Origin of the sequence: Rugamonas sp. DEMB1 (assembly GCF_029834475.1) — a bacterium.
In the GTDB taxonomy this organism is placed as follows: domain Bacteria; phylum Pseudomonadota; class Gammaproteobacteria; order Burkholderiales; family Burkholderiaceae_D; genus Rugamonas; species Rugamonas rubra.
Map to the genome: position 1 here is coordinate 5,687,983 of NZ_CP122407.1, position 17,023 is coordinate 5,705,005.

At 71.2% G+C, this 17,023-nt stretch carries 14 protein-coding genes and 1 pseudogene; 7 read left to right on the forward strand and 8 right to left on the reverse strand.

Annotated features, from left to right (window positions below):
- The first annotated feature begins 156 nt into the window (after nucleotides 1–156).
- Genes QC826_RS26195 through QC826_RS31395 form a run of 3 tightly spaced genes read left to right on the forward strand, consistent with a single transcriptional unit; the run spans nucleotide 157 to nucleotide 6,442 of the window.
- A complete protein-coding gene (locus QC826_RS26195; RefSeq protein WP_279763098.1) occupies nucleotides 157–2,025 on the forward strand; it encodes an autotransporter assembly complex protein TamA in 1,869 nt (622 codons plus the stop codon).
- Nucleotides 2,025–3,920 (forward strand): hypothetical protein, encoded by a 1,896-nt coding sequence (locus QC826_RS31390; RefSeq protein ID WP_313872808.1) that lies wholly within the window; start codon nucleotides 2,025–2,027, stop codon nucleotides 3,918–3,920. The genes QC826_RS26195 and QC826_RS31390 overlap by 1 nt, the downstream gene beginning before the upstream one ends.
- On the forward strand, nucleotides 3,878–6,442 hold the full coding sequence (locus tag QC826_RS31395) for a translocation/assembly module TamB domain-containing protein (protein WP_313872809.1): 2,565 nt from the start codon (nucleotides 3,878–3,880) through the stop codon (nucleotides 6,440–6,442). Before QC826_RS31390 ends, QC826_RS31395 begins: the two co-directional genes overlap by 43 nt.
- A gap of 6 nt (nucleotides 6,443–6,448) precedes the next feature.
- Here QC826_RS31395 and QC826_RS26205 read toward each other — a convergent pair whose 3' ends face one another.
- Nucleotides 6,449–6,619, reverse strand: coding sequence for a hypothetical protein (locus tag QC826_RS26205; protein ID WP_279763099.1), 171 nt, complete (start codon nucleotides 6,617–6,619; stop codon nucleotides 6,449–6,451).
- 165 nt (nucleotides 6,620–6,784) lie between these two features.
- On the opposite strand from QC826_RS26205, the gene QC826_RS26210 reads away from it, so the two are divergent.
- Both QC826_RS26210 and QC826_RS26215 read left to right on the forward strand, forming a co-directional pair.
- Nucleotides 6,785–7,531: a spondin domain-containing protein gene (locus QC826_RS26210; RefSeq protein WP_279763101.1), complete on the forward strand. Its 747-nt coding sequence runs from the start codon at nucleotides 6,785–6,787 to the stop codon at nucleotides 7,529–7,531.
- 10 nt (nucleotides 7,532–7,541) lie between these two features.
- Nucleotides 7,542–8,300: a spondin domain-containing protein gene (locus QC826_RS26215; protein WP_279763102.1), complete on the forward strand. Its 759-nt coding sequence runs from the start codon at nucleotides 7,542–7,544 to the stop codon at nucleotides 8,298–8,300.
- Between the two features lie 100 nt (nucleotides 8,301–8,400).
- Here QC826_RS26215 and QC826_RS26220 read toward each other — a convergent pair whose 3' ends face one another.
- Nucleotides 8,401–10,851, reverse strand: a complete 2,451-nt coding sequence (locus QC826_RS26220) for a prolyl oligopeptidase family serine peptidase (RefSeq protein ID WP_279763103.1) — start codon at nucleotides 10,849–10,851, stop codon at nucleotides 8,401–8,403.
- Nucleotides 10,848–11,354, reverse strand: coding sequence for a hypothetical protein (locus tag QC826_RS26225; RefSeq protein ID WP_279763104.1), 507 nt, complete (start codon nucleotides 11,352–11,354; stop codon nucleotides 10,848–10,850). The genes QC826_RS26220 and QC826_RS26225 overlap by 4 nt, the downstream gene beginning before the upstream one ends.
- Here QC826_RS26225 and QC826_RS26230 point away from each other — a divergent pair.
- Both QC826_RS26230 and QC826_RS26235 read left to right on the forward strand, forming a co-directional pair.
- The gene (locus tag QC826_RS26230) at nucleotides 11,344–11,568 is read left to right on the forward strand and encodes a hypothetical protein (protein ID WP_279763105.1); all 225 of its coding nucleotides are present in this window, start codon (nucleotides 11,344–11,346) and stop codon (nucleotides 11,566–11,568) included. The two genes, QC826_RS26225 and QC826_RS26230, sit on opposite strands and share 11 nt — an antisense overlap.
- A 96-nt stretch (nucleotides 11,569–11,664) precedes the next feature.
- A complete protein-coding gene (locus tag QC826_RS26235; protein WP_279763106.1) occupies nucleotides 11,665–12,420 on the forward strand; it encodes a hypothetical protein in 756 nt (251 codons plus the stop codon).
- 15 nt (nucleotides 12,421–12,435) lie between these two features.
- Here QC826_RS26235 and QC826_RS26240 read toward each other — a convergent pair whose 3' ends face one another.
- The 5 genes and pseudogenes from QC826_RS26240 to QC826_RS26260 form a co-directional block, all read right to left on the reverse strand.
- Complete coding sequence (locus QC826_RS26240) at nucleotides 12,436–13,029, reverse strand: hypothetical protein (protein WP_279763107.1); 594 nt, start codon at nucleotides 13,027–13,029, stop codon at nucleotides 12,436–12,438.
- A gap of 4 nt (nucleotides 13,030–13,033) precedes the next feature.
- Nucleotides 13,034–13,903 carry an SCO family protein gene (locus tag QC826_RS26245; protein WP_279763108.1) on the reverse strand — a complete coding sequence of 290 codons (870 nt, stop codon included), beginning with the start codon at nucleotides 13,901–13,903 and terminating at the stop codon, nucleotides 13,034–13,036.
- A 9-nt stretch (nucleotides 13,904–13,912) separates the two neighbouring features.
- Nucleotides 13,913–14,554 (reverse strand): c-type cytochrome, encoded by a 642-nt coding sequence (locus QC826_RS26250; protein ID WP_279763109.1) that lies wholly within the window; start codon nucleotides 14,552–14,554, stop codon nucleotides 13,913–13,915.
- Complete coding sequence (locus QC826_RS26255) at nucleotides 14,529–15,368, reverse strand: cbb3-type cytochrome c oxidase subunit II (protein ID WP_313872810.1); 840 nt, start codon at nucleotides 15,366–15,368, stop codon at nucleotides 14,529–14,531. The genes QC826_RS26250 and QC826_RS26255 overlap by 26 nt, the downstream gene beginning before the upstream one ends.
- Before the next feature lie 2 nt (nucleotides 15,369–15,370).
- Nucleotides 15,371–16,961, reverse strand: a pseudogene (locus tag QC826_RS26260) (cbb3-type cytochrome c oxidase subunit I).
- Between the last annotated feature and the right edge of the window lie 62 nt (nucleotides 16,962–17,023).

Consider the following 17,023-nt stretch of genomic DNA (forward strand, 5'->3'; position numbering starts at 1 on the left):
AGCGGCGGCCGGCGCGGCATTATAAGTACGCCATCATTTTGGGCAATCCGGTAACATGCAAGCTGCGCTTATCCCCGATGGAGTCTCATGTTTCCGGCATCACCCGCTAAAAAATTGGCAGGATCACGAATTTTGGCACATCTGGCGCCAAATGTAATGTTGCGTGTCGCGCTGGCCGGCCGTGTCCTTCCCTCGGTGCTGCCCTCGGCGCTGCCGGCGCTGGCCCTGCCGCTGCTGGTGCTGCCCCTGCTGGCGGCTGCGCCGGCCCGCGCCGCCGACGCCTTCGATTACACGGTGCGGATCGACGCGCCCGCGCCGCTCAAGGAGATGCTGGAGAAGAACCTCGACCTGCTGCGCTTTCGCGGCAACGCCCGCGTCGACCGTGAGCAGCTGCAACGCATGGTGCGCGCCGCGCCGGCCCAGGTGCGCACACTGGTGGCCACCGACGGCTACTACGACCCGGTGGTCAGCGCCCGCCTCGACGGCGACGGCGCCGAGCCGCGCGTGCTGGTGACGGTGGAGCCGGGCGAGCCGGTGCGCGTGGCCGAGGTGGCGCTGGTGCTCGAGGGCTTCGCGCCGCCGCCCGACCAGGCCAGGGAGCAGGCCTTCGACACGGCGGCGCTGAAGGCCGGCTGGGGCCTGAAACAGGGCGCGATCTTCCGCCAGGAGGACTGGGAACAGGCCAAGCGCAACATCCTGCGCCAGGTGGTGCAGACGCGCTACCCGCGCGCCCGCATCGTCGACAGCGCCGCCACCGTCGACCCGGAGCAGCACCGCGCCGAGCTGCGCGTGGTGCTCGACAGCGGCCCCGAGCTACGCTTCGGCGAGCTGCGCGTGGAGGGGCTGAAGCGCTACCCGGCCAGCATCGTCGCCAACCTGAACCAGATCCACCCGGGCGACTACTACAGCGAGGCGGCGCTGCAATCCTTCCAGTCGCGCCTGCAGGACACCGGCTACTTCAGCAGCGTCGAGGTGAGCGCCGACATGTCGGCCATCCTCAACGAGCAGCTGGAGGCGGGCGGGGCGGCCGAAGCCGGCGCGCCCGCCGCCGTCGCGGCCGGGCCGATGGCGCCGCTGCCGCTGCTGGTGCGGGTGAGCGAGAACAAGCGAAAGAACGTCAGCGCCGGCCTGGGTTTCTCGACCAACACCGGCAACCGCGCCTCGCTCAGCTACGACGACCTGGCCATCTTCGGCCTCAAGTTGAAAAGCGCGCTGACGCTGGAGACCAAGAAGCAGACCGCGCGCGGCGACTTCTACTTCCCCGTCACGCCCAAGGGCTACAGCGACAGCGTCGGCGCCTCCTTCGAGCGCAGCGACATCTCCGGCGAGGTGACCAGCGTGACCACGGTGGGCGCCAAGCGCGCCTGGGGCACGCCGCTGCTCGAACGCAGCCTGGCGCTGGAGTTCCTCAGCGAGGCCAAGACCATCAACAACGTCGACGCCGGCAAGAGCAAGAGCCTGCCGCTCACCTACAGCATCACCGTGCGCCGGCTCGACAACCTGCTGTTCCCCACCAAGGGCTACGCCGTCAACGCCCAGCTGGGCGGCGCCCTGCTGCCGCTGCTGACCGACGAGGCCTTCGTGCGCGGCTACGGCCGCGCCGTGCTGTACCAGCCGCTGGGCGCGCACAGCAACGTGATCCTGCGCGGCGAGGCCGGCGCGCTGGCCTCGAAGAACAAGAGCGGCGTGCCGGCGGTCTACCTGTTCCGCGCCGGCGGCGACCAGTCGGTGCGCGGCTACGCCTTCCAGCAGCTCGGCGTGCAGGAGGGCGGCGCCATCATCGGCGGACGCTACCTGACCACCGCCAGCGCCGAATACCAGTACTGGTTCAAGCCGACCTGGGGCGCCGCCGTGTTCTACGACGCCGGCAACGCCGCCGACTCGTTCAAGGACCTGCATCCCAAGTCCGGCTACGGCGTCGGCGCGCGCTGGAAAAGCCCGGTCGGGCCGATCAACGTCGACGCCGCCTACGGCCACGCCGTCAAAAAATACCGCCTCCACTTCTCGCTGGGATTTAGCTTCTGATGTCCGACACCACCCTGCCCGCCGGCGCCGCGCCGGCCACGCCGTCCACCCCGCCACCGCCGCCGTCGGCGCCCGCGCCACGGCGCTGGCTGCGCCGCCTGCTGCTCGCGCTGGCCGCGCTGGTGCTGCTGCTGGCCGGCGCCGTCTGGCTGCTGGGCCGCGAATCGACCTTGCAGCAGCTGGTGCAGCGCCTGTCCAACGCCAGCGGCGGCCAGATCACGGTCACCGGCGTCAGCGGCTCGCTGTACCACCGCATGCACATCGGCCACCTGGTCTACCGCAGCCCGGACAGCGTCGTCACCGCCGACGGCATCGACATCAACTGGTCGCCGCTGCAGTACTTCTCCGCCGGCCTGGCGATCAGCGAACTGCACGTCGCCAGCCTGCGCGTCGACAGCCTCGGCCCGTCGAAGCCGACACCCATGCCGACCACGCTGGCGCCGCCATTCCGCTTGTCGGTGGGCGACGCCCGCCTGGGCCGCCTGACGCTGGCCAGCAAGAGCGGCAGCGACGAAATCCGCGACCTGCGCTTCAAACTGGCCGGCGACAAGGACGGCTGGCACCTCGAGGACGCCACCGCCTCGACCGCCTTCGGCCAGCTGCGCGCCGAGTTCACCATCGCCGGCCAGCGCCCCTTCGCGCTTAGCGGCAAGGCCAGCCTGGCCTACACTCCGGCGGTGCCGGCGGCGAAGCCGGTCCTGCCGGCGGCCACCGTCGCGCTGACAGCCGGCGGCAACCTGGAACTGCTCAAGCTCAGCGCCAAGGGCGCCGCCGGCAAGGCCACGCTGGACGCCACGCTGACGCTGGCGCCCTTCGATCCCATCATCCTGCGCAGCGCCGACATCCAGGGCCGCCACATCGACCCGGCCGGCTTCGACGGCGCCATGCCGCAGGCCGACCTGAGCCTGCAACTGCAAGCGACGATCACGGCCAAGCAAGCCATCAGCGGCCAACTGGCGCTGCGCAACGAAGGCAAGGCCGGCCCGATCGACCTGCATCTGCTGCCGCTGCAAGCGCTGCAGGCGCGCCTGGGCGGCACCCTGACCGCCACCAGCATCGACGCCGTCAGCATCGACCTGGGCGCGGCCGGCCAATTCAAGGGCGCCGGCCACATCGCCCGCGCCGCGCCGGACGCCGGCATCGCCACGGCCGACTTCGCGCTGCGCACCGAACGGCTGAACCTGCACGGCCTGCACGGCAGCCTGCACAACAGCGCCATCGCCGGCGACATCAAGCTGGCCAGCGACGCCAAGGGTCAAACGCTGACCGCCGCGCTGGCCGACGCCGGCCTGCGCCTCGACCTGCGCGCCACCCTGGCCGACGCCCTGCTGCAGATCGAACAGGCCCGCCTGCAAGCCAAGAAGGGCAGCATCAACCTGACCGGCCAGGCCAGCCTGAAGGACGCGCAGGCCTTCAAGGCCAGCGCCAGCGCCCTGCACTTCGACCCGGCCGCCTTTGGCAACTACCCGAGCGCCGACCTGAACGCCGAGCTGCGCGCCAGCGGCAAGCTGGCGCCGGCCTGGCAGCTGGCCGCCGACTTCATTCTGCAACCGAGCAAGCTGCTCGGCCAGCCGCTGTCCGGCAAGGGCAAGCTGAACGCCGACGCGCGCCACGTCAGCGGCGTCGAGGCCAGGCTGGCGCTGGGCCAGAACACGGTGGAACTGGGCGGCAGCTTCGGCGCGCCCGGCGAGCAGCTGCGCTGGAAGGTCGACGCGCGCCAGCTGTCCGCCGCCAGCAGCGACTTGCTCGGCGCGCTCAGCGCCAGCGGCGTGGTCAGCGGCAGCATGGAGGCGCCGCGCTCCACCTTCGAGGCCGACGCCAAGGCCTCGGCCTGGCCTCGGCCAAACACCCGGTGCCGGACAGCCTGCTGCACGCCAGCGGCAGCGTGCAGCTGAGCGGCGCCCAGCGCCAGCCCGAACTGACCTTGAGCGGCAGCGCGCAGCGCTTCAACCCGGCCGCCTTCGGCCCCTACCCGTCCGGCAGCGTCAACGCCGACATCAGCGGCAGCGGCGGCCTGGCCGGCGGCTGGCACGCCGGCCTGAACCTCACGCTGCAAAGCTCCACCCTGGCCGGCGCGCCGCTGAGCGGCTACGCCAAGCTGACGGCCGCCGCCGGCCGCGTCGAGCGCAGCGACATCAACCTCCGGCTCGGCGCCAACAGCCTGCTCGCCAGCGGCAGCTTCGGCGCGCCACGCGACCGGCTCGACTGGAAGCTGGACGCGCCGCAGTTGAACAGCCTCGGGCCGCAGTTCGGCGGCGTGCTGCACGCCGCCGGCGCCCTGGCCGGCGGCAGCGCGCAACCGGCGTTGACCCTGACGCTGGACGGCAGCGCGTTGCGCCTGCCCGGCCAGCAGCAGCTCAAATCGCTGCGCGGCAGCGCCAGCATCGGCGCCGCCGACGCGATGGTCAGCGACATCGTCCTGAACGGCTACGCCAGCCCGTCCCTGAGCCTGAACCAGGCCCGCCTGCAAACCAGCGGCACGGTCGGCGCCCACGTCATCCAACTGAGCGCCGCCAACGCCGACTTCGACGCCGCCCTGCGCCTCAAGGGCGGCTGGAAGGGCGACGCCTGGAGCGGCAGCGTCGACACGCTGCAGAACCGGGGCCGCTTCGCCCTGACCTTGCAGGCGCCGGCGCCGCTGCGCCTGGCCGCGCCGGCCGGCGCCGGCGTGGCCGGCCTGCTGCACCCCGAGCAGATCGCGCTGGGCGCCACCACCATCGCGCTGCCGGCCGGCAGCCTGCGCCTGGACTACCTGGAAAAGAGCGGCGCCCAGTGGCGCAGCAAGGGCCAGGCCGGCGGCGTGCCGGTCAACTACCTGGCCCAGTTGTCGGACGCCTGGCGCAGCAACGTCAAGAGCGACATGACCCTGGGCGCCGCCTGGGCGTTGACCCTGCAGGCGCCGAAGGGCGCCGCGCCGGCGGTCGAGGGCATGCTGCACGCCTACCGCGAAAATGGCGACATCACCGTGCTCGGCGCCGACCTGCCGCTGCCGCTCGGCCTGCGCCAGCTGGAGGCGCGCGCCGACGTGGCCGGCAGCACGCTGCGCGTGCAGCTGACCATGGACGGCAGCCGCGCCGGCCAGTCGAAGATCGACGCCAGCGTGCAGATGGTCGACGGCCGCATCGCCGACAGCAGCGCGCTGACCCTGAGCGGCAGCGCCAACATGGCCTCGCTGGCCTGGCTGGCGCCGCTCACCGGCCAAGCGGGGCTGGAGCTGGACGGCGCCCTCAAGCTGGCCATGACGGGCGGCGGCAGCATCGCCGCGCCGCAGCTGAACGGCGACATCACGGGCGAAAAATTGGTGCTCAACTGGGCCGAGCAAGGCATCAAGCTGCGCAACGGCCAGTTGCAGGCCAAGCTGGCCGGCGACCAGCTGCAGCTGCAAAAACTCAGCTTCGACGGCGCCGAGGGCCGCGCCCAGGCCGACGGCTGGGTGCGCTTCGCCAACGCCGAGGCCAGCATGGCGCTCAAGCTGACCGCCGACAAGCTCGAGCTGCTGTCGCGGCCCGACCGCATCCTCGTCGTCAGCGGCAGCAGCACGCTGACGCGCGACGCCAAGCGCTTCCAGCTCGACGGAAAATTCCGCGCCGACCGCGCCCACATCGAGCTGGCCTCGCAGGACACGCCGACCATGAGCGACGACGTGGTCATCGTCGGCCGGGGCGGCGCGGCGGCGGCGGCCAAGGCGCCGCAAGGCCCGCCGCTCAACATCGACGTCGAGGCCGACCTGGGCGACAACTTCAACCTGAAGGGCAAGGGCCTGGACGCGCAACTGGCCGGCGCGGTGCGCATCCGCGTCGCCGACCGTCGGCCGCCGCGCGCCAGCGGCAGCATCCGCGTGGTGTCCGGCACCTACGCCGCCTACGGCCAGAAGCTGTCGATCGAGCGCGGCGTGATCAACTTCACCGGCGCCTACGACAACCCCGGCCTGAACATCCTCGCCGTGCGCAAGCGCCCCGAGGGCGACGCGCTGAGCGAAACCAACGTCGAGGCCGGCGTCGAGGTGCGCGGCACGGCGCTGGCGCCGGTGGCCAAGCTGGTCTCGACGCCGACCGTGCCCGACAGCGACAAGCTGGCCTGGCTGGTGCTCGGCCACGGCATCGAGAACACCGCCGGCAACGACATGGCCCTGCTCAGCACGGCGGCCGGCGCCCTGTTCGGCGGCGGCCAGGGCAAGCTGGCCAACTCGCTCGGCGTCGACGAGCTGGGCGTGACCCAGGCCAAGGGGCTGGAAAGCACCGTGGTCACCGTCGGCAAGCGCATCTCCTCGCGCGCCTACCTGAGCTTCGAGCAGGGCGCCGGCTCGGCCACCAGCCTGGTCAAGCTGCGCTACAAGCTCAACCCGCGCATCACGCTGCAGTTCCAGACCGGCACCAACAACGCCCTCGACGTGCTCTACACCTGGGCCTTCGACTAGTCCGGCCTAGCTGGGATTGTGGTCCGGCACCGGGTCGTCCTGCGGCAGCGGAGGCGGCTGGTGGGGATGGGCCGGCGGCTCCGGCACCGGCTCGTCGACCGGCGCCGGGTCGGGCGCGCGGTGGGCGCGCAGCGGCTGGTGGTGCTGTTCATACTTCCCGGCAATATCATCGAACATGGCGACTCCCTCTCGGTGGCTAATCAGTTGATCGACCCATTCTACGCCGCCGCGATGCTGAAAAAATAATTATGCAAGTCGTGTAAGGATCGCCGCTCCGGCGCAGACGAAGCAGCAGTCCCCTGGTCGAGGGCCTGCCCTTCAACCACCACGACCGATACCAACATGATGAAAACTCTCCGCACCGCCACGGCATTGCGGCTGGCCCTGGCCAGCGCCCTGACGCTGGCCGCCCCCGCCCTGTTCGCCGCCGACCTGAGCGTCAGCGTCACCAACCTGACGCGCGGCACCTGGTTCACGCCACTGCTGATCAGCGCCCACCCGGCCGGCTTCAAGGCCTTCAGCGACGGCGCCGCCGCCAGCGTCGAGATCCAGAGCGTGGCCGAGGCGGGCGACACCAGCGGCGTGCAGGCGCTGCTGCCGGCCGGCGCCAGCAAGGTGGTCAACCCCAACAACGGCCCGCTCAAACCGGGCGGCAGCACCACCAGCGCCAGCTTCAGCGGCGGCGCCGGCACGGCCAACAGCCAGTTGACCATCCTGGCCATGATGGTGCCGACCAACGACGGCTTCATCGCCCTCAACGCCATCGACATCCCGACCACGCCCGGCACCTACAGCTACAACGTCAACGCCTACGACGCCGGCACCGAGGCCAACGACGAGAAGAAGGCCGCCGCCGGCGGCATCAACCAGCCCGGCATGATCTTCCCGGCCTTCCTCAACGACGCCACGGGCAAGCTGTCGGCCGACATCAACCCGGCCGCGCCCGGCTTCGCCAACGCCAGCAAGGAGGGCTTCGTGCACATCCACCGCGGCATCGTCGGCAGCGCCGCCGGCGGCGTCAGCGCGCTCGACAACACCGTCTACCGCTGGCTCAATCCGGTGGCCCGCGTCGTGTTGACCGTCAAATAAGGGGAAGCACATGCGCTCCACATACCCAACCCGCGCCGGCCTGACCGCGCTGGCCGCCGCCCTGATGCTGGCCGCCTGCAGCGGCGGCGACAGCGCGCCGGACACCACGCCGCCACCGCCGGCGCCCACCACCGCCAGCTATGAAATCACCGTGGTCAACCTGACCGCCGGCCAGCCCTTGTCGCCGCTGGTGGCGCTGGCGCACAACGACGGCTTCAGCCTGTTCAAGGTCGGCGAGAGCGCCAGCCTGGCGCTGGAACACCTGGCCGAGGGCGGCGAATCGGCGCCGCTGGCGGCGCTGGCCGGCGACTCCAAGTCGGTCTACGCCACTGCCGTGGCGACCGCCGGCCTGCCGCCCGGCGCCGGCAACAAGGCGGTGGTCACGCTGACGGTGCCGCTGGCCGCGCTGCCGACGCTGCGCCTGTCGCTGGCCAGCATGCTGGGCAACAGCAACGACGGCTTCACCGGCGTCAGCGCGCAGTCGCTGGCCACGCTGGCGGTCGGCGCCACGCTCGACACCCGCCTGCTCGGCTACGACTCCGGCACCGAGCGCAACACCGAGACGGCCGACAGCGTGCCCGGCCCGGCCACCGCCAACTCGGGCGGCAAGCGCGAAGCCTTCAACGCCGCGCGCGACGACGTGGTCAACCATGTGCATCTGCATCCCGGCATCGTCAGCAAGGACGACGGCCTGCCCACCTCGGCGCTGACCCAGGCGCAGCGCTGGGACAACCCGGTCGCCCTGCTGAGCGTCAAGCGCACGCAGTAGGCCGGCGCCGCGCGGCGGCGAAAAAAAAGCGCGCCCCGCTCGGCTCGAGCGGGGCGCGCCTTGGCACGCCGGGCCGGGTTCGCCCCGGCCGTTGCCACGTTCAGGGCTTGGCCTGCTTGACGTACTTGTCGAGCCAGCGGTTGGTCTCGTACAGCATGTGCAGGATCGACTCGCGGGCGCGGTAGGCGTGCGACTCGTTGGGCAGCATGACCAGGCGCGCCGTGCCGCCCAGGCCCTTGATGGCCTGGAACATGCGCTCGCTCTGCAGCGGGAAGGTGCCGCTGTTGTTGTCCTGCTCGCCGTGGATCAGCAGCATGGCGTCCTTGATCTTGTCGGCGTTGTTGAACGGCGACATGGCCTGGTACACCTCCTGCGCCTGCCAGAACTGCCGCTCCTCCGACTGGAAGCCGAACGGCGTCAGGGTGCGGTTGTAGGCGCCGCTGCGGGCGATGCCGGCGCGGAACAGGCGGGTGTGCGCCAGCAGGTTGGCCGTCATGAAGGCGCCGTAGGAATGGCCGCCGATGGCGATGCGGTGGCGCTCGGCCACGCCACGGCGCACCACCTCGTCGACGGCCGCCTCGGCGTCGGCCACCAACTGGGCCAGGTAGGTGTCGTTGGGCTCCTGCTCGCCGTCGCCGACGATGGGGAAGGACGGGTTGTCGAGCACCGCGTAGCCCATCGCCAGGAAGGCCGCCGGCCCCCAGTAGCTGACCGAGTTGAAGCGGTAGGGCGAGCCGGTGGTCTGGCTGGCCGCGCTGCTCGACTTGAACTCCTGCGGATAGGCCCACATCAGCAGCGGCAGCGGGCCGTCGCGGTGCACCTCGTAGCCGGGCGGCAGCAGCAGCGTGGCGGTCAGGTCGACGCCGTCGGCGCGCTGGTAGCGCACCTGCTCCTTGTGCACGTCGAGCAACTGCGGCGTCGGATGGGGGAAGTCGGTCAGCGCGGTGAGCTGCTCGCGCGCCGGCCGGCGCAGGTCGCGCAGGTAGTAGTTGGGCCGCTCGGTGGGCGTCTCGCGCGTGGTCAGCAGGCGCGTGCCCTCCTCGTCGAGCACCGCCATCACGTTCTCGTAGTACGGCGCGGCGCTCTGGAACAGCCGCTCCTTCTTCTTGCTGGCCAGGCTGAGGCGGTCGATGAAGGGGCGGTCGCCGTCCGGCGTGGCGCCGGCGCCGTCGAGCAGGATGGTGTCGTCCGGGCCGATCAGCAGACGCGGGAAGCCGGCGCTGTCGGCGCGCAGCACCGGCGAGCCGGGGCTGCTGTAGCGGTCCTCGTAGGAGCCGGCGTAGATCAGCTCGGCCGGCCGCTCCGGGTGGTCGGGCGCGATGCGCCACTGCTTGACGGCGCGCGTCTTGTACCAGCGCTCGGTGACCAGGGCCAGGTCTCCCCGGCCCCAGGCGATGCCGGCGTAGCGCGTGCCCAGCCGCGCCAGCACCTGCGCCGGCGCCGAGAAGGGCGCCGCCTGGCTGTACACCAGGTCGCGGATCTCCAGCGCCACGGCGGGGTCGCCGCCGTCCTGCGCCTCGGCCCAGACCAGGGTGGCCGGCGCGTCGGCGCGCCAGCTGACGTGGCGCACGCCGGGCGAGACGGCGTCGTTGCCGGGCGGCAGGCCCTCCTCCAGCGGCAGCTCGGCCAGGGTGTGGACCACCCGGCCGTCCATGTTGCGCACCTCGATGCGCTCGCCGAAGCTGGCGGCCGGCACGATGTAGGAATACGGCCGGGTGATGCATTGGGTCAGCAGGTGGCGCCCGCCCGGCGCCACCGAGACGCGGGAGAACTGGTCGGCCTTGCCGATCATGCGGGTGCGGCCGTGCAGGTCGATCAGCGCCAGCTGCACCGTCACGTAGTGTTCGAACAGGCGGGCGTCGTCCTCGTTGCGCAGCAGGTCCTGGTAGGTGCGCAACTGCTTGCGGCTGCCGCCGGGCTCGCTGTCCTGCTGGTTCGGCCCGCTCGGCACGCCGCTGCCCTGCGGCGGCTTGTTGAGGCCGACCGGACGCAGTTGCACCACCATGCCGCTGCTGTCGGGCAGCCAGTTGAAGCCACGGCTGAGCACAGCCGACAGCGGCTTGTTGAGCACCTTGCGGGCGTTGCGCGCGGCCACGTCGACCAGCCACAGCTCGACGCCGCCGGTCTCGCCGCTGAAGGCGACGTGGCTGAAGGCCAGGTAGCGCTGGTCGGGCGACCAGCTCAGGTCGGCCACGCGCAGGGTGTGCGGCAGGCCGCGGATGCGCAGCTCCTTCTGCGTCGCCAGGTCGAGCAGGCTGAGGTCGGTGGCGAAGGAGAAGCGGCTGGCGGCGCAGGTGCGCGGGTTGATGCGCAGGCCGGCCAGCTTGAGCTCGGGCTGGGCCACCTCGACGATGCTGGGCAGCGGCGGCGTTTGCAACAGCGCGGCCAGGTTGCGCCGTGGGCTCAGGCTCAGCGCCGGCGCGCGCGGCGCGTCGACGATGGCCTGCAGCGCCGCCGGCGGCAGCTGGTAGCCCTGCTCGGCGGCGCCGGCCTGGGGCGAGGCGGCCATCAGGCCCGGCGGCAGAGGCATCGTGGGGAGGGCTTGATTCATGGCGGTCCGATCCGGGCAAGGCGGCGCGGCGCGCGAAATGGCGCCGATACCGGGACATATTGCTCACGCACCACACAATTGTCAATCGGCAGCGCAGCGCGGCCGCCGGGGCGGCCACGTTCTGGCTTACAATCGCTGTTTTGGACTGGCCGATCCGGCCACGCGGAAGCTGAAACATGGAAATTACCACCCTGATCCTGCTGTTGCTGGTGCCCCTGCTGGTGTGGCGCATCTACTCGCGCCTGAAGACGCTGATGGGCCGCAACCCGTCGCAGCTGTGGCGCCACTACGCCTACGGCCTGCTGCCGCTGCTGCTGGTCGGCCTGCTGGCGGCGCGCCTGGTCGACACGCCGATCGCCCTGCTCGCGCTGGCCGCCGGCGGCGCCGCCGGCGCAGCGCTGGCCTTCCGTGGCTTCAAGCGCAGCCGCTTGGAGAACACGCTGCAGGGCTTCTTCTACACGCAGGCGCCTGCGCACCGGCGTGGTGATCTCGATGCTGTTCATCGGCCGCCTGATGCACCGCGCCTTCGAGCTGTACCTGCAGATGCACGACCACATCCCGCTGCCGCCCGAGATGTTCCACCAGATGCCGCTGACCACCGGCCTGTTCGGCCTGCTCGCCGTCTACTACGGCGCCTACCACCTGCTGCTGGCGCGCTGGCGCCGCACGCAAAAGCCGGTCAGCGCGCTCAAGCAGTTCGACCTGCCGCCGCTGTAAGCCGGGCGCCGGCGGCTGTGGTTTGGATGACGCATCGCGGGCGACAATTTCGCCGTGGCGGTGCTAAGGTCATGCGATCGCTGGTGGATCGGTGCTATGCTCGACGTATCCTACCGGCAACTTCGCCAGGGAAAGCAGCAGCGGAACGGTAGCGCCATGGACATCGCCATCTACGACAAAACCGACAAGGGCCGCGACGAGATCGCCACTCGCCAGCACCGTTTGGCGCCGCGTTTGCGCACCCTGCTGGTGATGATAGACGGCCGCCGCAGCGACGGCGCGCTGCTGGCCGGCTTGGCGCCGCTGGGGCTCGGCGCCGACGACCTCGCCACGCTGCTGGCGCAGGACTACATCTGGCTGTCGCGGCGCGACGCGCTGACAGCGCCCCTCGCCGCACCGCCGGAGGCCGCCGCGCCGGTGCGGACCGCCGGTGCCGCCCCGGTTTCTGCCCCGGATTCTGCCCCGGATTCTGCCCCGGATTCTGCCCCGGTATCGGCGCCAGTATCCTTGCCGGTTTCAGCCGCCGGTTCGGCCCCAACGTCTGCCTCAACGCCAGCCCTAGGTTCGGCCCCGGCCCCGGCCGCGACCGCCACGGCGGTCACGCCGGCCCGGGCGCGGCAATTTCAAGCGCTGTGCGAATTCTTCAACAGCACCATCAAACGCAACATCGGCCTGCGCGGCCTGGGCTTGCAACTCAAGGTGGAGCACGCCGCCAACGTCGACGAGTTGCGCGCGCTGCGCCAGCCCTTTCTCGACGCGATACACAAGGCCAAGGGCGCCGAAGTCGCCCAGCGCCTGCGCGTCGAACTCGACCAGCTACTCGACAACGGCCCGCCGGACGAACAATCCTGAAGACCCGGATCGGCACTAGAGCGCGCCGTCGCCGGCCGGCGCCATGCTCGTCAGCGCCGGCAGGAACACCGCGTGCAGCAGCCACAGCACCAGCACCGACGAGGACAAGGTCACCAAACCGGTGCCGGCGCTCCATTGCTGTTCGCTCAGGTAGACGCTGCACAGCTGCTGCGGCGCGTCCTGGTACAGCAGGCCGCCGGCGATGCTCATCCAGCTCCAGTTGAACATGAAGAAGCCCTGCAGCACCAGGCCGGCCACCGGCCAGGCGGCGCCGGCCAGCGCGCCGGCCAGCAACAGGCCGAGGACCTTGAGCGCGTTGACGCCGGGGCGCAGCACCGCCAGATCGAGCGCCACCGGCAGCATCCACACGCTGACGATCAGCAGCGCCGCCAGCAGCATCGGCGGGGCATAGGCGCGCGCGGGGCGCCAGCGCGCGCCGGCCAGCGCGGCGGCGTACCAGCCGAGCGCGAACAACAGCGGCAATTCGGCGAGCATGTGCCGTGCCATGCTCGCCTCCAGCCAGGGGTGGGCCAGCCCGAGCAGCGCCAACAGCGCGCCGGGCAGGCAGGGATGACGCAGCAAGCGGGGCGGCAGGCGGGGCGGCAGCATGGCGTCAGTCCAGCAACAGGTCGGCCAGCGCCTGGTCGGGCCGGTCGAGATCGTAGGTTTGCACCAGCCGGCCGAGCGGATCGGCGACGAAGATGGCGCCGTTGTGCACCAACCCGCCGCGCCCGTCCGGCAGCACCACCACCTCGAAGGCCTTGAGCAGGCGCGCCAGCTCGGCCGCGTCGGCCACGGTGGCGAAGCGCCAGCGCAGCGGGTCGGCCTGCATGCTGCGGGCGTAGGCGCGCAGCGCCTCGGGCGTGTCGCGGCCGGGGTCGAAGCTGATGGTGAGCTGGCGCACCTGCTTGTCGAGCCCGCGCGCGCGCAGCTCCTGCTGCAGATAGGCCTGGCCGGACGCGGCGGTGCGGCAGATGTCGACGCAGTGGGTGTAGACCAGCGTGATCAAGGTGCTCTGGCCGCCCGGGCCGGCGATGTCGGCCAGCGAGAAGCGCGCGCCGCTGCTGTCGACCAGTTGTATCGGCGGCAGCGCGCGCGGCGCGCGCACCAGGTCGATGCGGCGCACGCCGTCCGTGGTGACGGCCTGGAAGCCGCGCGTCAGATGGTCGAACAGCAGCAGGCCGGCTAGCGCCAGCGCGCACATCGCAAACGCCGGCCCCCAGCCGCGCAGCCAACGGCGCCAGCGCGAGGCCGCGCCCTCGGCAACGGCATCGGAGGTGGCAGTGGCGTTGGCGGCCTTGTTGATAGCGTTGTTGATAGTGCCGGTCGTGGCGGCTCCTGCGGCAGCGGTGGCTGCTGCGGCGGCGACAGCGCCAGCGCCAGCGGTGGTTGCGGCGGCGCTGGCTGCTGCGGTGCCGCCGCCGACACCGGCGGCGTTAGCGATATTGGCGCTGTGCTCCAGGGTCAGCGGCGTGGCGTGCATGGCGTGGCCCTACTTCGGCGCGGCGGCGAGCGCCGTGGCGATTTCCTGCGTGCCGTTCCACGGCTCGCCGCGCGTGGCCGTCGCCGCGCGTGCGGCCGCCGCCGCCGCCGTGTCGATCGGCGTGGCGGCGTTGCCCCAGGTGGCGCGCACGTGCGTCAACACGGCGGCCAGCTCGGTGTCGGACAGCTGCTCGGCGAAGGCCGGCATGGCGCCGTTGTAGGTGGTGCCGAGCACCTCGATCGGCCCGGTCATGCCGTGCAGGACGATCTGCAGCGCCGTGTCCGGGTCGCCGACGACCCAGGGCGAGCCGGCCAGCGGCGGGAACACGCCGGCCAGGCCCTTGCCGTTGGCCTGGTGGCAGGCGGCGCAGCGCGCGGCGAAGACCTGCGCGCCGTCGGCCGCGCCGCCGACGGCGACCGTCAAGGTCGACGGGTCGCGCCGGTCGCCCAGCGAGACGTCGCCGCCGGCCTCCTGCACGAAGATGTAGCCAACCGCCCACACCACCAGGCCCAGCACCAGTCCCATCACCACCTTCGGCACCGGGTTGGCCTGCTCGACCGGATCGGCGTTCTCGCGCCGGGCGGCGCGCAGCTTGCCCGGCTCCCTGCCCTGCTCGTTGCCTTGCTCATTGCCTCGAATATTTGACGACATCTTGCGCTCCCTTGCTGTTGGCCGGCTCGGCGCTCTTGGCGCCGCCGGCTATGCTTCCCGTCCCGCCTGTGCTGACTGCGTTTCCTGCGCCGCCTGCACCGCCAATGCCGCCGGCGCTTGGCGCAACGGCCACCCCGGCGGCGGCTTTGGCGCCGTCCACGACGGCACCTCCCGCGCTAACCGCGCCGCCGCTCCTGGCGCGCGCTTGCGCCGCCAGCGCCGCCTCGCCCGGCGTCAGCGCCGGGTAGGTGTGGTTCATGCCGGTCAGGTAGGCCACCAGGTCGAGCGCCTCGGGCCGCGCCACCACCGCCTGGTCGTAGCCGATCGTCCCCGCCGGCAGCACGACGACGCGGTCGGCGCGCGTGACGGCGCTCTTCTCCTTGACCTCGAACAGGAAAGGGAAGGCCGGCATATTGCTGTCGGCGGCATAGGCGCGCGGCTGGAACAAATGGCCCAGATGCCAGTCGGCGCTGGGCTGGCGCGCGCCGATGTTGAACAGGTCCGGCCCGGTGCGCATGGTGCCGAGCAGCGGCGGCGCGTCGTAGTGGTAGTCGGCCGCCACCGAGGGCCGGCCCCAGCCGCGCTGGGCGTCGGCGCGGCCGGCGCCGGTGCTGCTGGGCTGCTGCGTGTGGCAGGTCATGCAGCCGTTGCCGACGTAGATGTCGCGGCCGCGCAGCTGCTGGCCCGTGTAGGGTTTCAGCGCCGCCGGCGCCGGCACGTCCTTGAGCTGCATGAAGGGCACCACCACCATCGCGGAGGTGGCCATCGCCAGCGTCACCATCGCGCCGCCGAGTAGTTTGAGTTCGTTTTCCATGCTTATGCCACCGCTTGTAATGAGGCGTTATCGGTCCGGCTCAGGATGCCCGAGCGCGCCACCATCAGCGCCACGTGCCAGGCGAAGGTCAGGTGGCCCAGCGTCATCAGGGCGCCGCCTATGCTGCGGCCCTGCAGCCACGGGATGGTCACCACCACCGAGTCGATGAAGGGGCGCGCCGGGTCGAGCAGAATCAGGCCCTGCAAAATCCCGCCGATGCTCAGCGTGACCAGGTAGATGGCGAAGCCGCCGCACACCAGCCAAAAGTGCCAGCTGATCAGCGCCGGCCGTGGCCAGTCGATGCCGAGCACGCGCGGCAGGGCGAAGTAGACGCCGCCAAAGATCACCATGGTGACGAAGCCGTACATGCCGAGGTGGGCGTGGGCCACCGTGAAGTGGGTGAAGTGGGTCACCGCGTTGAGCGAGCGCAGCGCCTCCAGCGAGCCTTGCAGCGAGGCCAGCGTGTACATCACCGCGCCGACCAGGATGAAGCGCAGCGTGGGCGAGCTGCGCAGCGCGCCGAACTGGCCCTTCATGGTCAGGTGCTGGTTGAGCGAGAATGCCACCACCGGGATGATCATCATCACGCTCTGCACGATCGACAGGGTGATCAACCATTCCGGGATCGGCCCGCCGATCAGGTGGTGGGCGCCGACCTGGCCGTAGAAGAAGGCCAGCGTCCAAAAGCCCAGCAGCGACAGGTTGTACGACTGCACCGGGCGGCCGATCACCTTGGGCAGGAAGTAGTAGACCGAGGCGATCGACAGCGGCGTGTAGAACAGGCCCAGCACGTTGTGGCCGAACCACCAGTTCATGGTCGCCTGCTCGACGCCGAAGTGCACGCCGGGGATCTTGGCGACGATGTACAGCACCGGGAACCAGAACAGCGCGGCGCCGATGTACCAGACCGACACGTACAGGTGGTGCACGCGGCGCTGCTGCAGCGTGTACACCATCGGCATGCCGATCAACATGCCGCCGACGGCGAACAGGATGCCGATCTGCCAGGGGATCTCCAACCACTCCATGCCGGCGCTGGTGCCGTTGGCCAGCGCGCCGAGGCCGGCGATCAGGCCGGCGTTCCACAGGCCGGCGCCGAGCACCGCCAGGCGGCCGCCGACCAGGGTGGTGCGCAACAGGCGCGGCAGCATCCAGGTGGCCAGGCCGAGCAGGCCCAGCGGCGCCCAGCCGTAGGCCACCGCGTTCAGGTGCATGGTGCGCAGGCGGCCGAAGGTCAGCCAGGCGTGGTCGGTCAGGAAGTCGGGGCTGTGCAGCTTGTAGGAACTGAGCAGGCCGGCCAGCGAGGCGACCACCAGCCACAGCACGGCCGAGCCGATCAGCACGAAGGCCGGCAGCGCGCTGGAGCGGTCGGCGCGCTCGCGCGCGTCCAGCTCGGCCGGGTCGGACGCCTGCGCCGGGGCCGACGAGGCGCTGGCCGCCTCGCTGTCGCGCTGGCCGATTTCGCCGGCCATGAAGATGACCCGGGCGGCGGCCGGGTCGGGGTCGAACAGCCCTGCGCAGCGACCAGATGAAGGCGAACAGGCCGGTGATCGACAAGATAAAGGTGGCCAGCAGGATGCCGGTGGGATTCATGTTTTTCCTCGATGCCAATGGCGGTAAGATTGTTTGCAGCATGATAGTCACGCCGCGCCGCC